We start from the raw sequence: 23,454 nt of genomic DNA on the forward strand, positions 1-23,454 counted from the left end.
ACTCAGGTTTTATAAATTAATCTTCATCAATTGTTTCTCTATATCCGCATTCCTTGCTAATACATTTAAGGTATTTACCTTCTTTTTTTGTTTCTTTTTCAATTAAAAACGGATTTTTACACAATGGGCATTCCTTGTTTACCGGCTTATCCCAAAGAGCATAGGTGCAGTCAGGATATTTGTTGCATCCGTAAAACACTTTACCTCTTCTAGAACGTTTTTCTACAATTTCTCCAGAACAGTCTTTTCCAGGGCATTTTACTCCTGTTTTGTTTTTTTCACCTAAATTGGCAAGGGAAAGAGTGAATTTGCAATCAGGATAACCTGAACAGGCAAGAAAAGGTCCAAATTTACCCTGCTTAACAACCATTTCCTTCCCACATTTAGGGCATATTTTATCGGATTCTGGAATTTCTGCCTCAAGAACTTCATTTTTAACAAGCTGAATTTTCCCTTTCTCATCTCTTTCATAATTGGATGAAAAAGTACATTCAGGATATTGATTACAAGCTATAAAGGGTCCGTTTTTACCTACTTTGATTTTAAGTTCACCAGTTTCACATTGAGGACACTTCATTCCTGTAGAAAGACCCACGCCTTTTATGCTTAACATATTGGTTTCAGCTTCAATTAGATTTTTTTCAAATCTTTTATAAAAGCTGGTTAACACATCTGAAATCTTAAGTTCTGAATTTTCAATCTTATCCAGATCATCTTCAAATTTGGCTGTGAAATCGACATTTAAAATTTCAGGAAAATTATCAACCAAAAGGTCATTTACAATTATTCCAAGTTCTGTTGGAAAAAACTTTCTTGTTTCTAAAACCACATAACCTTTATTCTTTATTGTTGAAAGAATAGCTGCATAAGTTGAAGGTCTTCCTATCCCGTTTTCTTCAAGAGCTTTTACAAGGGAAGCTTCAGTATATCTTGGAGGTGGCTGGGTAAAATGCTGAGAAGGAGTGATGTTTTCTTCTTTGAGCTTTTCTTTTTCACTTAAAACAGGAAGCTCTTTTGACTCAGCTTTTTTTGGAGTTTCAGCCTGATAAACCGCCATATAACCTTTGAAGGCTGTAGTTGAACCTGAAGCTGTAAAAGTATAGTCTCCAGAAAGAATTTCACAGGAAACCTGATCAATGGAAGCATTTGTCATTTGAGAGGCAACAAATCTTTTCCATATAAGTTCGTATAATAAAAACTGGTCTCTATTGAGATAGTTTTTAATTTCTTCCGGAGTTTTAAAAACAGAAGTTGGCCTTATAGCCTCGTGGGCATCTTGAGCTTTATTTTTATTTTTAAACACTCTTTGCGATTTAGGTGCATATTCATTTCCAATATTTTCTTTTATCCAGGAAAAAGCTTCATTTGAAGCATCTTTTGAAACTCTGATTGAATCTGTTCTCATATAGGTGATAAGACCAACATGACCTTCTTTTCCAAGTTCAATCCCTTCATAAAGCTGCTGGGCAATGGTCATTGTTTTTTGGGCAGAAAACCTGAGCTTAGTTATGGCATCCTGTTGCATTTTACTTGTAATAAAAGGTGGTTGTGGTGATTTGCTTATCTTTTTTTTACGTATTTTTTTTATTATAAAGTCTTTATTTTCAAGCTCTTTTAAAACATTGTCAGCTGATTCTTTATTGGTTATCTTAAGCTTTTTTGAATTTTTTTTAACTAATTTTGCTTCAAATTTTTCCTTAGTGTCAAACTTTGAAAGCAGAGCTGTAATATGCCAATACTCTTCTTTTTCAAAAGCCTGAATTTCTTTTTCCCGTTCACAAATCATTCTTACAGATACAGACTGAACCCTTCCTGCTGAAAGGCCTCTTTGAATTTTTTTCCAAAGAAGTGGGGAGATTTGATAGCCCACAAGACGATCTAAAATTCTTCTTGTCTGCTGGGCATCAAATTTATTTTTATCAAGTTCCAAAGGATTTTTAACAGATTCTTCAATTCCGTTTTTTGTTAGCTCATGTAAAAGAATCCGGTAGAATTTTCTATCTTTTTTCTTTAAAACTTCTGCAGTATGAAAAGCAATTGCTTCTCCTTCTCTATCAGGGTCAGGGGCAAGATAAATAATATCCTTGCCTTTGGCAGCATCTTTAAGAGCCTTGATTGTTTTTTGTTTACCCTTGATTACTTCATATTCAGGAGAAAAGTTGTTTTCAATATCAATCCCAATTTTTTTGGGAGGTAGATCTTTGATATGTCCTGCAGTTGCAGTAACATCAATGTCTTTTCCAATGTATTTTATCAGAGTTCTCACTTTTGTGGGAGACTCCACTATCAGTAGTGGTTTACTCAATTTTAATCCTCTGTCAGATAATAAAATTTTCCCGGCAGCTGTTTGATTATTCCCTCAAGTTCAAGATTTGTAAGTACAGCACCGATTTTGTTTGAATAACTTAAATTGCAACTTCTGCAAATCTCATCAATGTTAAGAGGTATTTCAGTCTGTTTAAGTGCTTTAATCACAGACTCCTCATTAAAATCAAGAGATTTCTTTTGAAGAGGTGGTTTGGAACTTTGAATTTTAAGCCAGGGAAACTCTTCAAAAATTTCATCAGAGTTTTTTATTCTTTTTGCTCCAAGCTCTTCGAGTTTGTCTGTTCCTGGTGAATTTGAATGTTCAAGATTAACAACAAACACTTCCTTTCCCTGATCTGCTGCAAGTTTTGCTGTGATAACAGCACCGCTTCTTTCTCCAGCTTCAACTACCACAACTCCAATGGAAATACCTGAAACAATTCTGTTTCTTTTTGGAAAGTTAAATGCCTCAGGAGTTTGGTTAAGAAAAAACTCTGAAAAAACTCCCCCGTTTTTATCAATTATATTTTTAAATAAGGCCCTATGTTCACGAGGATAAATATTTAAAAGCCCGCTTCCAAGAACAGCCGTTGTACTTCCTGGAAAATTTAGAGCAGCACTATGACTTGCACCGTCAATACCAAGAGCCATTCCACTTGTTACCCTTATTCCGGATTTGGAAATTATTGATGAAAGTTTTGAGGCTTTAGCCCTTCCTTCTGTACTGGCATTTCTTGATCCTACAATTGCAATTGAAACAATATCTGGAGGATGATTGCCTCTCAAATATAAAAAAGGAGGAGGGTCAATAATTTCCTTTAAAAGAACAGGATAATTTTTATCATTATAACTAACAAACTTTATATTTTCTTTTAAAGCAATTTTTATTTCATCTTTAATAAACTTTGTTTCTTTGGCTTTTTTTATTGATTCTGCTCTTTTTTGGGTCATTCCTTCTATTGAACACAGTTTGTTTATTGGAGATGAGAAAATTTGTTCAGGGGTGGAAAATTTCTCCAAAAGTCTTTTAATTAAAATATTTCCAATTCCATTAACTGATTTTAAAACCAGCCATGGAGAAATGTCTGAGTCCATAATTTGATTGATTATAAAATTTCTTTTAGTTTAGCCTGAGCCTTGGGTGCTGCGTTTGAAAAGGGCCAAGTCTTTATAACCTTTTGCAAACTTTCTTTGGCTTTTTTGTTATTTCCAAGTTTTAAATAAGAATATCCAGCTTTTAGCATAGCATCAGGACATTTGGTTCCATCAGGGTAAGTTGTGGTTACAAGCTCAAAAATTTCTGCTGATTTATCATAGTAGCTTTGAGCATAAAAAGATTCCCCCTTCCAGTAAAGGGCATTGTCAGCCAAAGTTTCATTGGGATATTTGTCTAAAAACTCATCAAAAGTTTTAATTGCATTTTGATAGTCTTTCTTTTTTAAAAAGTCAATCCCTCTTGAATACAGCTTTTGGGGACTTAAATAAGTTTCCTCTGGCTTTAAACTCTCAACTGAAAGATTTTTATCTTCCGATGTTTTTTCTGAAGAAGGTGTAACTTTTATCATTTGCTCATGGTTATCAACCATGAATTGAATAATTGAAAGTCTGCTGTAGAGCTTGTCAATTTTTTCTTCCACAGCAGTCATTCTCTCATCAATAAGTTTTAATTCAACTGGAGATTGGTTTGTTTTTGAAGAGTTTTTTGAAGCACATCCTGTGATAAAAAATAAAACCAAAACAATTGGAATTAGTATTCCGGGTTTAAAGTCTTGAGTAAATACTTTTAAAAAGGATTTGTTTCTCATTTTGATTCCCATACCAGAAGAATTGGACTTGCAATGAAAATTGAAGAATAGGTTCCTATAATAACCCCTGCAATCATTGCCAGGGAAAAGTCATGAATGGTTCCCCCTCCAAGAATAAAAAGAGAAAACAAAACTAAAAGAGTGGTAAGTGAAGTAAGAATAGTTCTGCTTAAAGTTTCGTTTATACTTTTGTTGATAAGTTCTGCCAGGCTTAATTTTTCTTTTTCTGATTTGAGATTTTCCCTTATTCTGTCAAAAATAATGATAGTGTCATTTAGTGAATATCCAATTATGGTAAGTAAAGCAGCAATAATTGGAAGGTTGAATTCAATATCTAAAAGAGAAAAAAGACCTACAGTAATTATAATATCGTGGATAAGAGCACAAATTGCCCCCATTGCAAACCTAAGATCCCTGTACCAGAAAATAATAAGGCTTGCTATAAGTGCAAAAAGAATAAGGTAGGCAATGCTTATATTAAATAATGAAAGAAAGTATACTGTACCCATTAAACTTCCTGCAATTACAGCACTTTCTCCCCATTTCATTTCAAATCTACCAGAAATATAAATGGTAATGAATAAAAGGGAGTAAAAAATTGCAAGAAGGGCCTTTGAACGAAGCTCATGACTTACTTGAGGACCAACCATGTCAACACTTAATACTTCTGCTTTATTATTTTCCACAGAAATATATGAAGAAAAGTTTTTTATAAAAGAAGTTTCAATTTGTTCAGAATCAAGAAGTCTTATTTGGAACTGATTTTGGTTATCATCACCAAATTTTTGAATCACTGGTGATTCCAGTCCTGAATCAATAAGTGTTTTTCTTACTTCCGCAGTGGAAACAGGTGATTTATATTCTACTATAAATTGAGTTCCACCGGCAAAATCTACTCCATACTTGGGACCTTTATTAATAATAAGAGTGAGAACACTTCCAATTAATAGGCAAAATGATAAAAAGAATACTATTTTTCTTTGACCGATAAAATTTATATTAGTTCCGGGTTTAATGAGTTCCATACGAAAATATTCCCCTTAGATAGAAAGTTTTTTAGTCCCTTTTCCAGAGTAAATATAATCAAATATTACCCTTGAAACAAAAAGTGCTGTAAAAAGACTTGAAAGAATACCAAGAGTTAAAGTAACTGCAAAGCCTTTTACAGGGCCAGTACCAAACTGGAACAAAACAACAGCAGCAATAAGAGTGGTTACGTTTGCATCCATTATAGTAATGGCTGCTCTGTCAAAACCATTGGAAATCGCTGCATAATTTGATACACCACGTCGGAGTTCCTCTCTTATTCTTTCAAAAATCAATACATTAGCGTCCACTGCCATTCCTATGGTTAAAATCATACCCGCAATTCCGGGCAAAGTAAGGGTTGCTTGAAAGGCAGTAAGTCCTGCTCCGATGAGAAGAATGTTTATTATAAGGGCAAAATCAGCAATCAGTCCTGCTCCTTTATAATAAAATCCAATAAAGAAAATAACCAAAGAACCGCCAACTATCATGGAGATAAGTCCTTTGTTGATCGAATCTGCTCCAAGAGTGGGGCCTACAGTTCTTTCCTCAACAATATTAACAGGAGCGGGAAGGGCACCTGCACGAAGTACAATTGCAAGATCACGAGCTTCTTCAGTTGAAAAACTTCCAGTTATTTGAGCACGACCTCCAGAGATTCTGTCTTGAATTACAGGAGCTGAGTAAACCTTTCCGTCAAGAACAATGGCAAGTCTTTTATGAATATTTTCAGAAGTGATCTGATCAAAGATTCTTGCTCCCTTGGTATTAAATTCAATTGAAACGTAAGGATCGTTAAACTGAGAATCAAAATTTACCCTTGCATCTGTAAGGTATTCACCTGTAAGAAGGGTTCTTTTTTTAAGAATAAACGGCATTTTGGAATTGTCTATATCAGAAATCTGATAGGCAATTTCGCTTGTTATAGGAAGATTGTTAAGCTCAGCTTTTTCGTCAACAATTTTAAATTCCAGCTGAGCTGTTTTACCAATGAGATTTTTAGCTCTTTGGGGGTCATCAATTCCAGGAAGCTGAATAAGAATTCTGTTTTCGCCTTGTCTTCTTATATCTGGTTCTGATACACCGAATTCGTCAATCCTTCCCCTTATTGTTTCAAGGGCCTGAGCAACCGAGAGCTTTTTAATATCTTTTATTTCATTTTCATTCATCCTGAGGACAAACTTGACTAAGTTACTCCCTGAAGAAGTTTTTTCAATTGAAAGTTCTTGAAAGTTTTTCTTTAAAAGTTCAGAAAGTTTATCTGATTGTTCGTTATCTTCAATTGTAATATCAATTTTAGATATTCCTGATTTTGTAACAGCTCTATACCTTATTTTTTTATCTTTGAGTTCTTCTCTTATGCTGGAAACAAGTCTTTCAGTCCTGTTTTCAACAGCTTTGTCAGTATCAACCTGCATTACCAAATGCATACCTCCCTGAAGATCAAGTCCAAGATTTATCTGCTTATAGGGCCAGATATCAGGATTGAAAGTAGGAATTACAAGTACAGCTGATATTATTATTACAGAAAAGACTATAATTGCTCTCCAGGGAATGGGTCTCAAGATGATATCCTCTCAGTTTGGCGTTTTACGCATTTTCCTTGTTTAGTACAGAAACGATGTTGCCTCTTACAAGTTTTATTTTTACTTGTTCTGCAACCTCAAGTGTAACATTTATTTCGTCTAGTGAAGAAATTGTTCCATAAATTCCTCCGCTTGTTATCACCCTGTCTCCTTTTTTAAGGCTGCCAATCATTTCTCTATGTTCTTTGGCTTTTTTCTGCTGAGGTCTGATAAGAAGAAAATAAAAAATAACAAACATTATAATTAATGGTACAAAGGCTCCAAAACCACCCTGTGCACCTGAGACACCACTTTCACCCATTGCGTAAGCTTCAGAAATCAAAATATCCCTCCTTAAGAATAAAATTTAAGTTTAATTAAAATAAAATATAGTGTGTATAAATGAAAAATACCCAAGCGTCAATTGTCTTGTGAATTTACACTGTCTATCCAGAGATTTTTTCCGTCAAAAACAACATTTTTGATATTAGCCATAGAAATATCGTCTAAAAGTTCTATTATTTCAGTCATTTTATATATTACAACTTTTCCTTCAGGCTCAAGAATATTGATATCTTTGGTTAGTTTTCCTGTTTCAAGTGAGTAAACACTTACTGTTTCTTCAGAAAACTTCAGTATTTTTCCAACTCCTGAGCTGTATCCTCCATTTAGAGGTTGATCAGCTCCATCACTTAAAGTTACTCCTTTTTTTGCAAAAAGTTCTTTTAGTAATCGGAAATGAATAGTCCAAAGATTGTCGCCTTTTTTAACCAGATAAAGTCCATAGTCTTTGGGGGTTATTTTTTCATTTATTTTAAGATCTGTTGAAACAAAGTCTCCTCTGAGAACCTTATCTTGTTCTTCAATTGACTTTAAATCAATTACCTGTCCGTTAATCTTAGTTTTTTCATCAGACTTTAAAACCATGTCAAGACCTTTTTCCACCCCGTATTCTTCTTTTCTTTTTTTCATCAGCTTTAAATCATCAGAGTTTTTAATTGAGATCATTGCCTTAGTGGGAACTTTAATTTCTTTTTTCGTATCTTTTTCATAAATTTCCTGGGGTGTTGGTTTCTTTGTTTGATTGAAAATTATCAGACCAGCAATGGCAATAGCTGATGCTAGAGCTATTGAAATAATAATTTTAGTTTTCATAATAAAGCCGCCAAAGTTAAATGGTTGAACTTATTTTTTGTCCTGAATTATAAAAATAAGATTTTACACTTTATACAAAACATAAAAACTTTTTCCTACCCTTTTTAAAAGTATCAGAAATTTTATATAAACAAAACGCTTCCCTTAAGATTTAAATTTTCGGGTCATTTTATCAAAGATAATGTATTCTTGCCATTTAACTTTTGATATGGCATGAGTATAAAAAATTTTAAACTAAATTTCTGGAGGGAAAAAATATATGGGACAAGACTATAATCCTGATTATATAGAAAAAAAATGGCAAAAATACTGGGAAGAAAACAATTGTTTTAAAGTTTATGAAGATAAAGCCAAAGAAAAATTTTACCTTCTTGAAATGTTTCCATATCCTTCAGGTAATCTCCATATGGGCCATGTAAGAAACTATACAATAGGAGATCTTACTGCAAGATACAAAAAAATGAAAGGCTTCAATGTAATTCACCCTATGGGTTGGGACGCTTTTGGAATGCCTGCAGAAAATGCCGCAAGAGATAATAATACCCATCCTGCAAAATGGACATATGCAAATATAGAAAATATGAAAAACCAGCTCAAAAGACTTGGGTTCAGTTATGACTGGTCAAGGGAAGTCACAACCTGTGCTCCTGAATATTATCGATGGGAGCAATGGCTTTTTATTCAAATGTATAAAAAAGGCCTGGCATACAGGAAAATGGCGAGTGTCAACTGGTGTGAACAGTGTCAAACAGTGCTTGCAAACGAACAGGTTGAAGATGGTGAATGCTGGAGGTGCAGTAGCGAAGTCCAGGAGAAAAAGCTTAACCAATGGTTTTTTAAAATCACTGATTATTCTGAAGAGCTTTTAAGTTATTGTGACAAGCTTACTGGCTGGCCTGAAAAAGTAACAACAATGCAAAAAAATTGGATTGGAAAAAGTGAAGGTGCTTATATAGATTTTGAAGTTGAGGGCATTGATGAAAATATAAAGGTTTTTACAACAAGACCTGATACTTTGTTTGGATGTACATTCATGTGCCTTGCTCCTGAGCATCCCCTTGTGGAAAAGTTTGCTTCTTTTTCAGGAAAACTTGATGAAATAAACAAGTTTAAGTCAAAGGTTGCCCGACAGGAAAGAACTGCTAAAGCAATTGAAACAGCAGAAAAAGAAGGAGTTTTTACAGGAGTTTATTGTATAAATCCTATAAATAACAGAAAAATTCCTGTTTATACGGCCAATTTTGCTCTTATGGAATACGGGACAGGTGCTGTGATGTCAGTTCCTGCCCATGATCAAAGGGACTTTGATTTTGCAAAAAAATATAACCTTGAAATTATTCCTGTAATAACTCCCAAAAATGAAGACTTAACTTTAGAAAACCTAGAAAAAGCATATTCTCTTCCTGGTATTTTGAAAAACTCAGATGAGTTTAATGGAAAAGACAATGAAGAAGCCAAAAATTTAATTGTTGAAAAACTTGGAAAAGAAAATAAGGCAGAAACTGCGGTAACATATAGATTAAGAGATTGGGGGATTTCCAGACAAAGATATTGGGGAACACCAATCCCAATGATTCATTGCGAAAAATGCGGGATAGTGCCTGTAAATGAAGAAGAGCTTCCTGTAGAACTACCAGAAGATGTAAATATTTTGGAAAACGGAAATTCTCCCCTTCCTTTTCTTGAATCATTTTATAAAGTTAAGTGCCCAAAATGCGGAATCAATGCCAAAAGAGATACAGATACCATGGATACTTTTGTTGAATCTTCCTGGTATTTTTTAAGGTATTGTTCTCCTGACTATGAAAAAGCTATGTTTTCAAAGGAAGCTGCTGATTATTGGATGCCTGTTGATCAATATATTGGAGGTGTAGAGCATGCTGTAATGCACCTTTTATATTCAAGATATTTTACAAGGGTATTAAATGATCTAGGTCTTGTTTCATCAAGGGAGCCTTTTAAAAATCTTCTTACCCAAGGAATGGTTTGTAAAGAAATAATGAGATGTCCCATTGATGGTTATATTTATCCTGAAAATGCGGTGAAATCAGAAAAAGGAGGTCTTAAATGTACCTTGTGCGGATCTGATGTTGAAGTTGGGCGCAAGGAGAAAATGTCCAAATCCAAAAAAAATGTTGTTGATCCAAATTCTTTAATTGAAAATTATGGTGCTGATACAACAAGACTTTTTTCATTATTTGCAGCTCCTCCTGAAAGAGATCTTGAATGGACAGAAGAAGGAGTTGAAGGTGCAAATAGATTTTTAAATAGAGTTTGGCGGCTTATTATAGAACTTCTTAATGAAATTAAGGGGTATTCTTCCTTTAAAGGAGATTTTAACAGCCTTTCAGGAGTTTCAAGGGATATTTATAGAAAAACAAATGAAACAATAGAAAAAGCAGGGGCTGATATTGACAGGTTCCATTTCAACACCTCAATTGCTGTGGTTATGGAGCTTGTTAACCTTATTTATTCTTCTATTGATAAAAAAGATGAATTAAATCCAGAAGTTTTAGTCCACTCACTGGAGTCTGTTCTTCTTATTCTTTCACCAATGGTTCCCCATTTTTGTCAGGAGCTTTGGACATTAACAGGTCATGATTCAATTCTTACAGAAGAGCTTTGGCCAGAAGTTGATAAAAAATCTCTTGTTCTTGATGAAGTTCTTGTTGTTGTTCAGATAAACGGAAAATTAAGGGCAAAGCTAAATGTTTCTCCTGATACTGATGAAGAAGAAGTTAAAAAGCTTGCTTTTGAAGATCCTGGAGTTAAAAGGCATACAGAGGGTAAATCTCTTAAAAAAGTTATTTATATAAAAAACAAACTCTTAAGCATTGTTGTTTAATTTTTTAAGCCGGTTTGGTTACCGGCTTAAAATTTAAAGGCCTTAGATATTTTATGAAAAAAAACTTAGTTTTTCTAGTTATATTATTTGTTTTTATCTCCTGCGGATATCATTTCTCAGGCAGTGGTTCCCTTCCTTTGGGTATTAAAAAAGCTGATGTTGATATATTTGAAAATCAAACCGGATTTTCAGGAATTGACAGCTGTATGAGAGATGAATTTATCCAGGAGTTTTCCAAGTATAATATTTTTGCAACAGGTAAAGAGGCAAAAGGGATTCTTAAAGGTGAAATTTTAAAAATGTCTATTTCAAATCCTGTTAAAAAATCATCGGGCGGCTCTTATGAAAGGAGACTTAGCATAGTTTTAAATCTTAGGTTTGTAAATTTAAAAGGGAAGGTACTTTTTAGAAGGAACAACTTTAGTGAAAACTATGTTTTTGAAACAAATTCTGATGAATCATTCAGCTTTGGAGTGCCCTATGAAGATATGAGGGAGCTTTGTCTAAAGGTATCAAGAAGAGTAGTTATGGAACTTACTTCTGACTTTTAAATATCAATATTAAAATTAAATTGATATTTTCACAAATATTTTAATTTCATCTGAATTAAAAAACTGACCTAAAAAAATAAAGGCATATCAGTTTTATATATTAATAGATATGCCTTGAATTTTATTAACCAAAGCTGATTTAATTTGTTGATTTAAGCATTAATGGTTTTTTCAACAAATTTATAAAGCCTGGATATTTTACGTGAAGCTGTATTTTTGTGGATTGCACCTTTTTGAGCAGCTTTTGAAATAATAGAGGTTGCTTCACTAAGAAAGTTTTTTACTGTATCGTCTTTTGCTTCGGCTGCGGCAATGGTTTTTTTGGTGATTGTTTTAACTCTTGTTTTAACAGCCTTGTTTCTTAAATTACTTTTTTCACTCTGCTTAGCTCTTTTTATAGCTGACTTATGATTTGCCAATTTCTAGCTCTCCTTTTGAAATTCAAATATTTTTTCAAGTTATTTTTTTAAATTGTTTACAAATGAAACTAATTATCTTTTTTTTAAAAACTTGTCAATTTTTTTTAAAAGTTATATTGAAATTAATGATTTTAAAAAATTGGTTTTGTCCTGAACAATCCTTTAATTTGGGTATGAAAATATAAAATGTCCCGGGTAAAAAAAACATTTGCTTCAGCAGGGGTGGTAAGCCTTTCAACCCTTTTAAGTCGAATTCTTGGCTTTGTAAGAGATATGGTAATAGCTTCTTTTTTTGGTGCAGGCACTGCAGCAGATGCTTTTTTTGTTGCATTCAGAATTCCCAATCTTTTTAGAAGATTGCTTGCCGAAGGTTCACTTACTCCAGCTTATGTTCCTGTGTTTACATCAATTTTAAATAAAAAAGGCAAAAACCAAGCAGTTTTTTTTGCTGAGTCCTCATTTAGATTTTTTTCTGTATTTTTATTTTTTTTTTGCATCTTAGGAGCTGCGGCTTCCCCTATAATTATTAAACTTACTGCTCCTGGTTTTTTTGAAATTCCCGGAAAGGCCGAGCTTTCAATAGTTTTAACCCAGATAATGTTTTTTTATCTTTTGTTTATTTGTCTTGTAGCTCTTTGTATGGGAATTTTAAATAGTTTTGAACATTTTTTTGCCCCTGCCATAGCACCGGTGTTTTTAAATATTTCAATGATTTCATCTGTATTATTATTTGGCTCTTACTTTACAGAACCTGTATTTGCTCTTGCCTGGGGCGTGCTTGCAGGAGGATTGATCCAGCTTTTAGTCCAATTTCCATTTTTATTTAAAAAAGGGGTAAATCCTTTTAAAGGAATAAAGCTATGGCATCCTGAAATAAAAAAAGTTACAAAACTCATGGGCCCTACAGTTTTTGGGGCCGCAGTTTACCAGATAAGTATATTAATAAATACAATTCTTGCTTCTTTTCTTCAGCCGGGCAGTGTTTCCTATCTTTATTATTCAGACAGATTAGTTCAGTTTCCCCTTGGTATTTTTGGAATTACAGCAGGAATAGTAATTCTTCCTTTAATGTCCAGGCAGGTTGAAGAAAAAAAACTTGGCGAACTTTCCACCACACTTTCTGAAGGGCTTTTGTTTATAATGTTTATTACCATTCCTGCAAGTGTTGGTCTTGCAGTTCTTGGTATTCCCATTATACAGCTTTTGTTTGAAAGAGGTGAGTTTACCGGGCAGATGACAATTTATACTTACTATGCACTTTTATGTTATCTTCCAAGCTTATTTGCAGCATCAAGCTTAAGAATACTTATTTCGTTTTTTTATTCATTTAAAGATGCAAAAACCCCTGTAAGAGCTGGGATAATATCTTTTTCAATTAATATTATAGCAGCAGTTGTTTTAATGAATTTTCTGTCTTTTGCAGGCTTAGCTCTTGCTTTATCCCTGGGAAGTATTGCCAATTTTTTTATTTTATTTATTAAAATCAAGACAAAAATAGAAAAGCTTAATTTAAAGTTGTTTTTAAAAAGAGTTTTTTTTATTATTCTTGGATCGGCAATTATGGGATTGGTTGTTTACTCGATAGATTTTTATTTTGTAAAGTTTTTAAAACATTCAACTACAATTCTTTTACTTAGGATTGTATCAGGAATTATATCAGGAACTTTGGTTTATTTTTTATTTTCATATTTTGTAAAATTTCCTGAAATTCAAACATTAAAGTACTTGGTTGGTAGAAAAAAATGAACTTCAAAACTTTTTCCATTATTTTTCTTATAATCTCGTTTATTTATTTTTGTTTTATTATTTTCAATGATCAAGGGTATTTAAAGGTAAAAGAACTTGAAGCAAAAAAAACTTCACTTGTAAATGAAAGTTTAGAAATTGAAAATGAAAATGAAGATTTATCAAGAAAAATAGTAAGACTTCAAAATGATAAAAACTATATTGAGCATGTAATAAGAAATGAATTTCATATGGTAAAAGATGATGAAATTGTTTTATTTATAGAGGATAAAAACTTTGATGGACAATTTAAAAAAGAATAAAATATATATTAATCTTTTAGAAAAAAACGGGTACCAAGCCTATGCTGATTATCTTATTAATTCTAATAATTCAGCCAATTTTAAAGTTCTTGAAAATTTTATAAAAATTATTACAAAAAATAAAAGTTCTGATGAAATTAAACAAATAAGAAATAAATATATAAAAAGATTTGAAAGGAAAAATATTTAATGTCACCAACTCTGCCTTTAAAAACAGCCCTTACTATTGCTGGTTCAGACTCTTCTGGGGGTGCCGGGATTCAGGCTGATTTAAAAACTTTCCAGGCAAATATGGTTTTTGGAATGAGTGTGATCACTGCTGTTACTGTTCAAAATACAAAAGGGGTTCAAAATGTTCAAAACATTGATCCTGAAATTGTAAAAGGGCAGATAGAGGTTTTATTTGAAGATATTAAAATTGATTCAGTAAAAATTGGAATGCTTTCAAGTATTGAGGTTATTGAATCAGTAAAACAAGGACTTTTTAATAAAAACAATGATTTTCTTGTTCTTGATCCTGTGATGATATCAAAATCTGGTTTTCTTTTGATTGCTGAAGATGCCATAGATAAAATGATAAAAGAGCTTTTTCCCCTTTCTTTTATTGTTACTCCAAATATCCACGAAGCCTCAAAAATTGCAGGATTTGAAGTTCAAACTTTAAAAGATATGGAAAATGCCGCAAAATCAATTTTTGAACTTGGTCCAAAAAATGTTTTTGTTACAGGAGGGCATTTAACAGGGGAAGATTGTATAGATATCTTATATGATGGAAAAAGTTTTCATTACTTTGATTCCAAAAAAATTATAACAAACAACACCCATGGAACTGGATGTACTCTTTCTTCAGCAATTGCAGCCAATCTGGCAAAAGGAAAAGAACTTCTTGTAAGTTTAAAAAATGCCAAAGAATATGTTACAGGAGCCATTAAAAACTCAATTCCACTTGGTCATGGGTGCGGACCAACCCACCATTTTTTTAATTATTACAAATGGAAAAAATAAAATTTATAGTTTATCAAAATAAAAGTTTGTATAAAAAAGCTGAAGAAATTGCCTTAAATACTTCATCTTCCTGTGTATCAATGGAAGAGTTTTTAAAAATTGAGGACAAAGGAGAGTTTTATTTTTTTGTAGATAGAAAAGTTTTTGAAATAAGATTTTCAAATATGAGATCAAAAGGTATTTCAGTTAATTTTAACAGCGAAAAAATAAATTATAGAATTAAAACCTCAACTGTTAGAAGTCCCCTGGCAAGAGCTGTAGGCCTTAAGGGCAGAATGGAAAAAAAACCTTTTATTGTTGATTCAACTGCAGGCCTTGGAACAGACTCTTTTTTTCTTTACTGCCTTGGTGCAAAGGTGGTTGGTTTTGAAAGAAATATGTTTTTGTTTTATCTTCTTGAAAAAGGCCTTGAAAATTACTTTTCCCTTAATAAAAAAACAAACGACCTTTTATTTGTAAATTCAGATTCAATGAACATATTTAATGAACTTGAAAAAAACAAAATAAAAGAAAAACCAGATGTGATTTATCTTGATCCTATGTATCCTCTTGAAAGTAAAAAAAAGGCAAAACCTAAAAAAGAACTTGAAGTATTAAGAAAAATTATTGGAAAAGATGAAGATTCATCAATTTTGTTTGAAAAAATTTATAGCAATAAAAATTTAAAAATAGTTGTAAAACGACCTGTAAACTCAGCTTTTATTTCAGAAAAAATAAAACCTTCCCATCAAATCCAATCAAGACTTGTCAGGTATGATGTTTATCTCACCTGATATTTTTAATAAATTTACATAATTTTGATTAAAGCAAATTAATAAGATTAAAAACCAAAGGCAGGGTTGCAAAACTTATGATAATTCCTGTGCCAACAAGAGCTGCTGCAAGCTCAGGTTCAATATCTGCCATTATAGCCATGGCAGCGGCTGTAACCATTGAAGGCATTCCTGCCTGAAAAACTGAGATTTTGGAAGCAAAGGAATTAAATCCTATTAATTTGCATATAAAAAGAGCAAACAAAGGCATAAATAAAAGCTTTAATAAAAGCCCGAAAATAAGCTTTGATTTTAAGTTATGTCCAAGTCTTAATGAAAGCTGAAACCCAACAGCTACCATTACAAGGGGGACAAGGGTCTGGGCAAGTGAGTTTATAATTATTGTAAAGGTCTGGGGGTATGGCTGATTTTTAAAAGCAAAAGCTATGATAAGGGCTATAAAAGGCGGGAATAGGAATATTTTTTTTAAAATATTTGTAAATGTTGGCTTGGCAGTTTTTTTTCCGTAAACTGCAAGAATAAATGAGCCATAGGTTGTAAAGGCAAGAAAAGTTCCTGTTTGATCATACAAAAGAGCAAAAGGGACCCCTTTTTCGCCATAAAATGCATTTACCATGGGAAGCCCTAAAAAAGCAGTGTTCCCAAGCGGAACAAGCAAAAGAAGGCATCCTGTTGAAGCCTTTTCCCAATTAAAAGCTTTTGAAAATATTAAAATAACGGCAACAGAAAAAACAAGGCAAAGCCAGGGAATCAGAGCTGTTATAAAAAGATTTTCATCAAATTCAAGTTCAGGGATTTTCATAAAAATAAGGGCGGGAAGGGCAAAATAAATTACAAAAAGATTTAAAACTTTTCCCGTATCCACAGGAAAATCAGGGATTTTTTTAATTGCCATTCCTGAAAAAAGATATGTCATTGTTATTATAAAATTTTCCATTATTTAAAATCCTTAGAAAATATCATCATTGTTTAAATTTAAAAAAACGATTTTATTAAATCTGTTGAAGATTTAAAAATAGCTTGTTTTGAAACAAATAACCTTTATTATTACCCATTGATTTAAATTTATCAGAGCAAAATATCAATCAATAAAACGGCGGTAACAATGAAAGCAGAAATTATAGCCACAGGAAAAGAAATTTTAACAGGTGATCTTGATGATACAAACACAAATCTGATTACATCAAAACTTACCAAAAAAGGAGTTGATGTAATTTTTCATCATTGTTGTGGAGACAATGAAACAGATCTTTATAATCTTATTCTGGATGCTTCCAAAAGAGCCGAGCTGGTTATTATAACAGGGGGCCTTGGTCCTACAATAGATGATAAAACAAGGTTTGCAGTTTCAAAAGCCCTTGATTCTCCCCTTAGTTTAAATAAAAAAGCTTTGCAGTCAATAGAAAGCTATTTTTTAAAAAGAAGCTTTAAAATGCCTGAAGAAAATATGGTTCAGGCCATGATCCCGGAAGATGCTGGTTTTATAGAAAATAAATTTGGAACAGCCCCCGGAGTTTATTTTAAATTAGGAAAAGCAGAGTTTTATTGTTTACCAGGAGTGCCTTATGAAATGGAAAGAATGTTTGAGTTTTTTATAGATGAAAAAATAAAAACCCAAGATTTTTATATTTCAGAAACATTTACTGTTTTTGGGCTTCCTGAATCAAAAACCGGTTTTCTTTTGTCAGAGTTTGAAAATTATTTTCCTTTTAATCCCTCGGGTTCAATTGTTGAATTAGGTATTCAGGCAGTTTTCCCCCATATTTTTGTAAAGCTCTACGGAAGAGGAAAGGACTTGTCAAAACTTGAACTTAAAATAAGAAAAGCCAAAGATTTTATAGCAAAAAATCTTGAGGGTAAAATTGTTTCAGGAAGTGGTAAAACCCTTTATGAAAAAACAGCTAAGTTATTAATTGAAAACAAGCTTTCTCTTTCAGTTGCAGAAAGCTGTACAGGCGGTTTAATTGGAAACAGCTTTACTGATATTTCAGGAAGTTCTGCTTTTTTTAAAATGTCGGCTATCACCTATTCAAATGAATCAAAAGTAGAACTTTTAAATGTAAAAACAAAAACCATAGAAAAATTTGGAGCAGTTTCAAAAGAATGTGCCATGGAACTTGCTCTAGGTGCAAGAATTAAAGGTAAATCTGATTTTGGTATTTCAACAACAGGAATTGCCGGACCAACAGGCGGGGTTAAAGACAAACCTATAGGTACTGTTTTTATAGGAATATCTACATCAAAGGGAACTAAAGCCTTTAGATTTGAAAGAGATATGAAAGACAGGCTTTTAAATAAAAAACTTTTTTCAGCAACAGCTGTTTATTATCTTTTAAAAGAAATTGAAAAATTTGTTTAATTTAAATTATGAGGTTTTGTATGGATAATGATTTTAAATTTGATTGTGACTCCCATGGGATTGATGGTTTAAATTTAAGTTTTCTTGACAGTGGAGGTAAAAAAACACCTCTTCATTTTTATCATGCAAATGGTTTTCCAGTCAGTGTTTATCTCCCTTTCATGGAAAGACTTACCAATGATTTCAGAGTAATTGGAATGGGTCAAAGAGGCCAGGATTCACAAACAACAGGAAGCACCTCCTGGCAGAGTTCGGCAACTGATTTAATAGATTTTATTGAAAAAAGAGTAAAGCTTCCCATAGTTGGAGTAGGGCACAGCATAGGAGCTGTTGCAACCATGTTTGCAGCTGCAAGAAGACCGGATTTGTTTAAAAAAATTATTTTAATTGATCCAGTTATGCTTCCTTATAGATATATCGCCTATATGGCTTTTATAAGAATTATAGGACAAAAAAACGCATTTATTCTTGCAAAAAGGGCAAGGGGAAGAAGAAATCATTGGGAATCAAGACAAGATGCCTATGATTATTTTAAAGGAAAGGCTTTATTTAAAAATTTTAAGGAAGAATTTTTAAGATCATATATAACCTATGGCCTTAAAGAATCAGAAAAAGGCGGGGTAGAGCTTGTTTGCCCTCCAGAAGCTGAGGCAAGGGTTTTTGAAAATTATCCATTATATTCTTGGTTCTGGCCAAGGAAACTCAAAACAAAAACTTTGCTTTTAAGGGCTGAATTCTCAGATGTAATGTTTATGCCAGAGCAAAAAAGATTTATAAAACAATGTAAAAATTCCCAAGCCATTGTAATAAAAAATTCAGGTCATCTTATTCCAATGGAAAAGCCTGATGAAGTGGTTAATCATATAAAAGATTTTGTTTTTCAATAAATAATCAAGTTAACAATTGCATTTTTTATTTACTAAACTGCAAATTTTTTTTGTAGATCTTACATTTAAAAGAAAAGGAAAAGTTATTTATGAAGTCATTGGTTTTGTTTGTTTTGTTTATTGCAGGAATCAGCCTTTTTTCAGCAGACAATGTTTCAGCTGAAAAAAACACAAAAATTCTCTTAGATACTGATATGGGAGAAATTGAAATTGTTTTGTATGATAAAACAAAAGAACATAAAGAAAATTTTTTAAATCTTGTGAATCTAGGGTTTTATGATGACCTTCTTTTTCATAGAATAATTAAAGGCTTTATGATTCAGGGCGGAGATCCCCAGTCAAAAAATGCACCTAAAGAAAAAGCCCTTGGTTCTGGAGGTCCTGGTTATAATGTTCCGGCTGAAATAATTCCTGAATACTACCATAAAAAAGGAGCTATTTCTGCTGCAAGAACAGGGGATAATGTCAATCCCATGAGAAGATCTTCAGGTTCCCAGTTTTTTATAGTTACTGGAAAGGTATTTAAAAGCGACGAACTTGAAATGTATGAACAAAGGCTTAATACAAAATTCACTGAAGAACAAAAACATATTTATACTACCATTGGAGGAGCTCCAATGCTTGATGCTCAGTACACAGTATTTGGTGAGGTTGTAAAAGGGCTGGATATAGTTGAAAAACTTGAAAAAGTTAAAACTGGCTCCAATGATCGCCCTCTTGAAGATGTGAAAATAAAAACAGTTAAAATTATTGAATAATTTCAGTTTAAACTTTAACCTGTTTATTCAAAATACTGATAATAAAAGGATAACTAATAGGAGGATAACAATGAAAAATAAAATCAGATTAATTTCATCAATTTTGTTTGTTTTGTTTTTTCTCATGGCTTGTTCCTCAGAAAAAAAAGAAAAAACTATTGTCCACTCAAAATTAAATTATAGTACAAATGCTTTTGAACCCTATATTTCAGCAAAAACTATCAAGCTTCACCACGGAGTTCATTATAAAAACTATGTTGAAAAATCAAATATGCTGATTGATAAGTTTGGGTTTAATGGGAAATCAGTGGCTGTAATTTTAAAGAAAACAAAAAATAAAGAAAAATATTTTTCTTTATACAATAATCTTGGGCAGGCATTAAACCATGAGATTTATTTTAATTCCCTTTCTCCTAAGCCAACAACTCCATCCAAGCAAATGATTGAAATGATAAACAAGTCTTTTGGTAGTTATGAAAACTTTAAAAAAGAATTTATTTTTGCTGGAAGCTCTCATTTTGCAAGTGGTTGGGTATGGCTTGTAAAAAACAAGGACAAACTTGAAATAATGACAACCTCAAATGCTGATAATCCTCTTACCCAGGGGTTTGTTCCAATTTTTACAATAGATGTTTGGGAACATTCTTATTATCTTGATTATCAAAATAAAAAATCAGATTATATGAAAGATATAACTAAAAATCTTCTTAACTGGGATTATGCGGATTCAGTTTGTTTTGATCTTAAATAATTATTTATGGTTAATGGTCAGCAAGATAAATTTAAAAAAAGTCTAAATTCAAAAATAAGTTAAAAAAAGAAAACTTTTAACCGTTTGAATTCAAATGACTTTTAAAAATATAAAAAAAATTATTTGTAAAAAGCTAAAAATCTATTGACACAAAAGCATAAATAACCTAAAAACTCTTTCATCGCTCACAGCGAGCCCAGGTAGCTCAGACGGTAGAGCAGGGGACTGAAAATCCCCGTGTCGGCGGTTCGATTCCGTCCCTGGGCACCACAAAACATAAGGCTTTCGGGATTTATCTTGAAAGCCTTGTTTTTTGGTATTCTTTGTCTGTGCAAATCCTAGCCTCTTTTTAAAAACCTGTTAAAAATTTTTTGATTTATATTTAGGGTAAATTTTCTTTTTATTCTTCAATTTGTCCATATTTTAGAGTTTTTAAATTCAAATACTTTCTTTATGATGAAGTCAAAAAACATCTTTCAGAATTAAAAATTAAACTAGTTATGGCTTTTTTTGAAATTGATTTTCCAATATTTGTTTTGTTGGTTTAAATCTATAAAAAAAGGGAAAGCAAAATGCTTCCCCCTTTTATTATTGTTAATGTTTTTTATGGTTATTTTAAAACAACAGCAATGGATTAATTTCGTCAATAAACCTTATGCCATAGAAAAATGGATTTTCTATTCCTCCTACTCCTTTTTCCCATTCAAAAGCTATAGTAATATCCTTGTTGGCTATACCTTTTATTTCTATGGTTTTAATGTTTCCTGGATTGCTTGAATCATAAGTTAAGGTGTATTTACCTTTATTGTTGTTTATTTCTGTTATTTTACCTGAATCTGAATACTTATATTCTAAATTCACTGTTGTAATAGAAGCTGAATTTATTTTAAGATCCAATGGTAAAGTAATTTCTGCTGACAATATTTTATTATCATCATAATCAATTGTTTTTGCAAAATAAGAATTTACAGGATTATATCCAGAATCAGTGGCAAGATAAGAATTATCATAAAAAACTTCAATATTGGTACTGTTTATAATATACAGAAAAAGTTGCGAAGAAGGGGTATAAAATCCTCCTTCTTTTTTTCCTATAAGTGTTACAATTCTTAAATCTTCCTTATTGTAATTAAATTTGTTTTGATAAAAAATGTTATTACCGTCGAAATTAAAAGCTTCAGAAACTACATAAGAAGGTTTTTCTTCAAAGTTTATGTATAACTCACGAATAACATCTGTTTTTTCTGAAAAAGACGTTAATGTTTCCTTTACACAATCTTCTATATACGTAAATTTTTTTGTATATTCCTTTTCTTCTTCAGTAACGGTATAAGATTTAAGCCTGTAACCATCTTTGTGGAAAAACTTTAGAAAATCATACTTATATTTTCCTAAGTTTATAACTGGTTGATCTTTATCTTCTTCAACTGGTTCGTTTTTGTTTTCTTCTTCTTCTTCAACTGGTTCGTTTTTATCTTCTTCTTTTTCTTCAACTGGTTCGTTTTTATCTTCTTCTTTTTCTTCAATGATATCTTTAATAATTACAGGGATATTATCTTTTGTTTGAAAATCACAATTACAAACTGGTATATTTTCAATTTCTTCTTCTAAAAGACCTTTAAGATTTTCAGCGATTTTATTCAAATCACCACCTGAACTATTGACCCTTTCAACTAAAGAAGAAAGATTGCCATTTTTAAGTTTTTCTTGAATTTCTGAGTCAAGAAAAATGTAATCAGAGTTGCCAAAATCATTATTATTCAACAAAGCGAGCAATACCAAAGCTTTTTTATTAAGCTCAGAATCATTGCCTTTTAAGATATCATTAAGAAAAACATCTTGTTCTTGCCCTTTAACAGATCCTATTTTAAAATCCCCTATATAAAAGGATATTGTTTCACCTTTTTTATACTCATAATTACCATTTGTTGTAATTTTTTGAGGTGCATTTGTTCCATAATAAAGTCCGTCTACATTTGCAACGTTTCCAGTAAGGGTCTTGTTACTTGAATCTTTCGAGTCAGAGCTTCCGCTACTGCTGTTACAGCCTATGATTACAATTAGCGATAAACTCATAATCAAACAAATAAATCTTTTCAATTTTTTTCCTTTCTGATTTTAAATAACTGTTTCTTTAATAATTCAAATTACAATTGGCTATAAATCAAAATTTTTAAACAATCAAGTGTGGTGCTCAGTCAACTACCCGGAATTAAGAATTGTCAGGGCCGGTTTAACTGGCTTTGATTGTTGGAATGACTGGTTTCAGCAGCCACAATTGCATTTGATAAATTTTGACATACAAAAACTTTCTTGACCAGACGCATTGACTTATCCTTTACCAGGATTTCTCTCAAAAAATCTTGATTTAATAGGCTGAATATAGATAATTAATGCGTTTGACACTAAATCAGTATAAGATGAGATTGACAAAAAAAACGGACTTTAAATCATTATGATAGCTTCAGTACTATGGAATAAAACAAAAGGAGCGATAATGTCCCCAAAAACCCGCCATAAAAATATTTGGAATTTACCAAAATTTAACACACCAGCAGGGTTGGAAGAGTACCGGACTTGGCTGACAAACTTATTGATGTTGTTTGTAGTGATTGTATTTCCAATTGTTGTTGTGTTTTCAGGAAGCATTTTTTTTCAAGAAGAAATGTATTTTTTAATAATCCTTGATGCAATTATTTATTTTATCATCAGTCTTATATTCTTTTTAAAAAAAGAGTCAATGCCTATTCTATCTTATATTTGGCTTTTGCTCTTATACACAATACTGATTACATTTTTTGTAGCTCTTGGGCCACATTATATATGGGCTGCCTGGATGGTGATGGCAGCAGTGATGGCGGCTTTTCTTTTTGGTTTGCGAGGTGCTGTTTTTGCGGTTATTTTAAATATTTTAATCCTTATAGCCCTTTATTTTACAATTGATGCTAATAATTTGGCATGGGCAAATGTATTTGCTGAGCCTTTTGGTAAGTGGGTAATCTTTATTATAAATGTTTCTTTAATCACAATTGTCAGCACTTTCCCCGTGGCATTTTTACTCAAAAGACTTGATATATCATTAAAACACGAAAAAAATGCTACTGAGACTTTATCAAAAGAGACAATGGAACTAAAAAAAACAATAAAGAGATTAAAAAATATACAGAAAATTTAAAGGCAATATTTGATAGTGCTCCAAA

At 32.0% G+C, this 23,454-nt stretch carries 22 protein-coding genes and 1 tRNA gene; 13 read left to right on the plus strand and 10 right to left on the minus strand.

The genetic code is table 11. The annotated features are described in order from the left end of the window. Positions 1-16: 16 nt before the first annotated feature. From topA to RBR53_07815, 7 genes are all read right to left on the minus strand, one after another. Entirely contained in the window at positions 17-2,305 is a 2,289-nt protein-coding gene (topA, locus tag RBR53_07785) for a type I DNA topoisomerase (GenBank protein MDY0132554.1), read from the minus strand. Between the two features lie 2 nt (positions 2,306-2,307). After that, a complete protein-coding gene (gene dprA, locus RBR53_07790) occupies positions 2,308-3,402 on the minus strand; it encodes a DNA-processing protein DprA (GenBank protein MDY0132555.1) in 1,095 nt (364 codons plus the stop codon). A gap of 11 nt (positions 3,403-3,413) precedes the next feature. After that, positions 3,414-4,112 carry a tol-pal system protein YbgF gene (gene ybgF, locus RBR53_07795; protein ID MDY0132556.1) on the minus strand — a complete coding sequence of 233 codons (699 nt, stop codon included), beginning with the start codon at positions 4,110-4,112 and terminating at the stop codon, positions 3,414-3,416. After that, positions 4,109-5,137 (minus strand): protein translocase subunit SecF, encoded by a 1,029-nt coding sequence (secF, locus tag RBR53_07800; protein ID MDY0132557.1) that lies wholly within the window; start codon positions 5,135-5,137, stop codon positions 4,109-4,111. Before secF ends, ybgF begins: the two co-directional genes overlap by 4 nt. 15 nt (positions 5,138-5,152) lie before the next feature. Next, positions 5,153-6,703, minus strand: coding sequence for a protein translocase subunit SecD (gene secD / locus RBR53_07805; GenBank protein ID MDY0132558.1), 1,551 nt, complete (start codon positions 6,701-6,703; stop codon positions 5,153-5,155). Positions 6,704-6,728: 25 nt separating this feature from the next. Next, positions 6,729-7,046: a preprotein translocase subunit YajC gene (gene yajC / locus RBR53_07810; GenBank protein ID MDY0132559.1), complete on the minus strand. Its 318-nt coding sequence runs from the start codon at positions 7,044-7,046 to the stop codon at positions 6,729-6,731. Between the two features lie 77 nt (positions 7,047-7,123). Next, positions 7,124-7,858, minus strand: a complete 735-nt coding sequence (locus RBR53_07815; protein MDY0132560.1) for a hypothetical protein — start codon at positions 7,856-7,858, stop codon at positions 7,124-7,126. A gap of 259 nt (positions 7,859-8,117) precedes the next feature. On the opposite strand from RBR53_07815, the gene leuS reads away from it, so the two are divergent. Both leuS and RBR53_07825 read left to right on the plus strand, forming a co-directional pair. Then, the gene (gene leuS, locus RBR53_07820) at positions 8,118-10,703 is read left to right on the plus strand and encodes a leucine--tRNA ligase (GenBank protein MDY0132561.1); all 2,586 of its coding nucleotides are present in this window, start codon (positions 8,118-8,120) and stop codon (positions 10,701-10,703) included. Between the two features lie 53 nt (positions 10,704-10,756). Continuing rightward, on the plus strand, positions 10,757-11,254 hold the full coding sequence (locus RBR53_07825; protein ID MDY0132562.1) for a hypothetical protein: 498 nt from the start codon (positions 10,757-10,759) through the stop codon (positions 11,252-11,254). A 152-nt stretch (positions 11,255-11,406) separates the two neighbouring features. Here RBR53_07825 and rpsT read toward each other — a convergent pair whose 3' ends face one another. Next, positions 11,407-11,673, minus strand: coding sequence for a 30S ribosomal protein S20 (rpsT, locus tag RBR53_07830; protein ID MDY0132563.1), 267 nt, complete (start codon positions 11,671-11,673; stop codon positions 11,407-11,409). 186 nt (positions 11,674-11,859) lie between these two features. Between rpsT and murJ the strand changes: the two genes are divergently transcribed. From murJ to RBR53_07855, 5 genes are read left to right on the plus strand one after another with little or no spacing between them, the layout of a single operon-like run. Next, complete coding sequence (murJ, locus tag RBR53_07835) at positions 11,860-13,419, plus strand: murein biosynthesis integral membrane protein MurJ (protein ID MDY0132564.1); 1,560 nt, start codon at positions 11,860-11,862, stop codon at positions 13,417-13,419. Then, positions 13,416-13,721 (plus strand): septum formation initiator family protein, encoded by a 306-nt coding sequence (locus tag RBR53_07840; protein MDY0132565.1) that lies wholly within the window; start codon positions 13,416-13,418, stop codon positions 13,719-13,721. The genes murJ and RBR53_07840 overlap by 4 nt, the downstream gene beginning before the upstream one ends. Continuing rightward, positions 13,699-13,911 carry a hypothetical protein gene (locus RBR53_07845; GenBank protein ID MDY0132566.1) on the plus strand — a complete coding sequence of 71 codons (213 nt, stop codon included), beginning with the start codon at positions 13,699-13,701 and terminating at the stop codon, positions 13,909-13,911. Before RBR53_07840 ends, RBR53_07845 begins: the two co-directional genes overlap by 23 nt. Beyond that, positions 13,911-14,726, plus strand: coding sequence for a bifunctional hydroxymethylpyrimidine kinase/phosphomethylpyrimidine kinase (gene thiD / locus RBR53_07850; GenBank protein MDY0132567.1), 816 nt, complete (start codon positions 13,911-13,913; stop codon positions 14,724-14,726). Before RBR53_07845 ends, thiD begins: the two co-directional genes overlap by 1 nt. Continuing rightward, positions 14,714-15,499 carry a class I SAM-dependent methyltransferase gene (locus tag RBR53_07855; GenBank protein MDY0132568.1) on the plus strand — a complete coding sequence of 262 codons (786 nt, stop codon included), beginning with the start codon at positions 14,714-14,716 and terminating at the stop codon, positions 15,497-15,499. The genes thiD and RBR53_07855 overlap by 13 nt, the downstream gene beginning before the upstream one ends. A 28-nt stretch (positions 15,500-15,527) precedes the next feature. Here the strand turns inward: RBR53_07855 and RBR53_07860 are convergent, their stop codons facing one another. Then, complete coding sequence (locus RBR53_07860) at positions 15,528-16,436, minus strand: AEC family transporter (protein ID MDY0132569.1); 909 nt, start codon at positions 16,434-16,436, stop codon at positions 15,528-15,530. Between the two features lie 168 nt (positions 16,437-16,604). Here RBR53_07860 and RBR53_07865 point away from each other — a divergent pair, with 168 nt between their 5' ends. From RBR53_07865 to RBR53_07885, 5 genes are all read left to right on the plus strand, one after another. Continuing rightward, positions 16,605-17,858 (plus strand): CinA family nicotinamide mononucleotide deamidase-related protein, encoded by a 1,254-nt coding sequence (locus RBR53_07865; protein ID MDY0132570.1) that lies wholly within the window; start codon positions 16,605-16,607, stop codon positions 17,856-17,858. Positions 17,859-17,878: 20 nt separating this feature from the next. Then, a complete protein-coding gene (locus RBR53_07870) occupies positions 17,879-18,745 on the plus strand; it encodes an alpha/beta hydrolase (protein ID MDY0132571.1) in 867 nt (288 codons plus the stop codon). An 89-nt stretch (positions 18,746-18,834) separates the two neighbouring features. Next, a complete protein-coding gene (locus tag RBR53_07875; GenBank protein ID MDY0132572.1) occupies positions 18,835-19,503 on the plus strand; it encodes a peptidylprolyl isomerase in 669 nt (222 codons plus the stop codon). Positions 19,504-19,573: 70 nt separating this feature from the next. Next, complete coding sequence (locus RBR53_07880; protein ID MDY0132573.1) at positions 19,574-20,254, plus strand: superoxide dismutase; 681 nt, start codon at positions 19,574-19,576, stop codon at positions 20,252-20,254. Positions 20,255-20,448: 194 nt separating this feature from the next. After that, a tRNA-Phe gene (locus tag RBR53_07885) sits at positions 20,449-20,524 on the plus strand. Positions 20,525-20,869: 345 nt separating this feature from the next. Here the strand turns inward: RBR53_07885 and RBR53_07890 are convergent. Next, the gene (locus tag RBR53_07890; GenBank protein ID MDY0132574.1) at positions 20,870-22,330 is read right to left on the minus strand and encodes a hypothetical protein; all 1,461 of its coding nucleotides are present in this window, start codon (positions 22,328-22,330) and stop codon (positions 20,870-20,872) included. 421 nt (positions 22,331-22,751) lie between these two features. On the opposite strand from RBR53_07890, the gene RBR53_07895 reads away from it, so the two are divergent. After that, positions 22,752-23,429 carry a hypothetical protein gene (locus RBR53_07895; GenBank protein ID MDY0132575.1) on the plus strand — a complete coding sequence of 226 codons (678 nt, stop codon included), beginning with the start codon at positions 22,752-22,754 and terminating at the stop codon, positions 23,427-23,429. Positions 23,430-23,454: the final 25 nt, after the last annotated feature.

This window comes from Desulforegulaceae bacterium, assembly GCA_034006035.1.
GTDB lineage: Bacteria > Desulfobacterota > Desulfobacteria > Desulfobacterales > JACKCP01 > JACKCP01.

Excerpts from the sequence above, each read along its gene's own strand:
- RBR53_07895 (MDY0132575.1), top strand. The coding sequence starts at position 22,752 with ATGTCCCCAAAAACCCGCCATAAAAATATTTGGAATTTACCAAAATTT.
- RBR53_07825 (MDY0132562.1), top strand. The coding sequence starts at position 10,757 with ATGAAAAAAAACTTAGTTTTTCTAGTTATATTATTTGTTTTTATCTCC.
- RBR53_07875 (MDY0132572.1), top strand. The coding sequence starts at position 18,835 with ATGAAGTCATTGGTTTTGTTTGTTTTGTTTATTGCAGGAATCAGCCTT.
- RBR53_07870 (MDY0132571.1), top strand. The coding sequence starts at position 17,879 with ATGGATAATGATTTTAAATTTGATTGTGACTCCCATGGGATTGATGGT.
- thiD (MDY0132567.1), top strand. The coding sequence starts at position 13,911 with ATGTCACCAACTCTGCCTTTAAAAACAGCCCTTACTATTGCTGGTTCA.
- RBR53_07840 (MDY0132565.1), top strand. The coding sequence starts at position 13,416 with ATGAACTTCAAAACTTTTTCCATTATTTTTCTTATAATCTCGTTTATT.
- RBR53_07865 (MDY0132570.1), top strand. The coding sequence starts at position 16,605 with ATGAAAGCAGAAATTATAGCCACAGGAAAAGAAATTTTAACAGGTGAT.
- leuS (MDY0132561.1), top strand. The coding sequence starts at position 8,118 with ATGGGACAAGACTATAATCCTGATTATATAGAAAAAAAATGGCAAAAA.
- RBR53_07845 (MDY0132566.1), top strand. The coding sequence starts at position 13,699 with ATGGACAATTTAAAAAAGAATAAAATATATATTAATCTTTTAGAAAAA.
- RBR53_07880 (MDY0132573.1), top strand. The coding sequence starts at position 19,574 with ATGAAAAATAAAATCAGATTAATTTCATCAATTTTGTTTGTTTTGTTT.
- RBR53_07860 (MDY0132569.1), bottom strand. The coding sequence starts at position 16,436 with ATGGAAAATTTTATAATAACAATGACATATCTTTTTTCAGGAATGGCA.
- ybgF (MDY0132556.1), bottom strand. The coding sequence starts at position 4,112 with ATGAGAAACAAATCCTTTTTAAAAGTATTTACTCAAGACTTTAAACCC.
- secF (MDY0132557.1), bottom strand. The coding sequence starts at position 5,137 with ATGGAACTCATTAAACCCGGAACTAATATAAATTTTATCGGTCAAAGA.
- RBR53_07815 (MDY0132560.1), bottom strand. The coding sequence starts at position 7,858 with ATGAAAACTAAAATTATTATTTCAATAGCTCTAGCATCAGCTATTGCC.
- RBR53_07855 (MDY0132568.1), top strand. The coding sequence starts at position 14,714 with ATGGAAAAAATAAAATTTATAGTTTATCAAAATAAAAGTTTGTATAAA.
- dprA (MDY0132555.1), bottom strand. The coding sequence starts at position 3,402 with ATGGACTCAGACATTTCTCCATGGCTGGTTTTAAAATCAGTTAATGGA.
- murJ (MDY0132564.1), top strand. The coding sequence starts at position 11,860 with ATGTCCCGGGTAAAAAAAACATTTGCTTCAGCAGGGGTGGTAAGCCTT.
- RBR53_07890 (MDY0132574.1), bottom strand. The coding sequence starts at position 22,330 with ATGAGTTTATCGCTAATTGTAATCATAGGCTGTAACAGCAGTAGCGGA.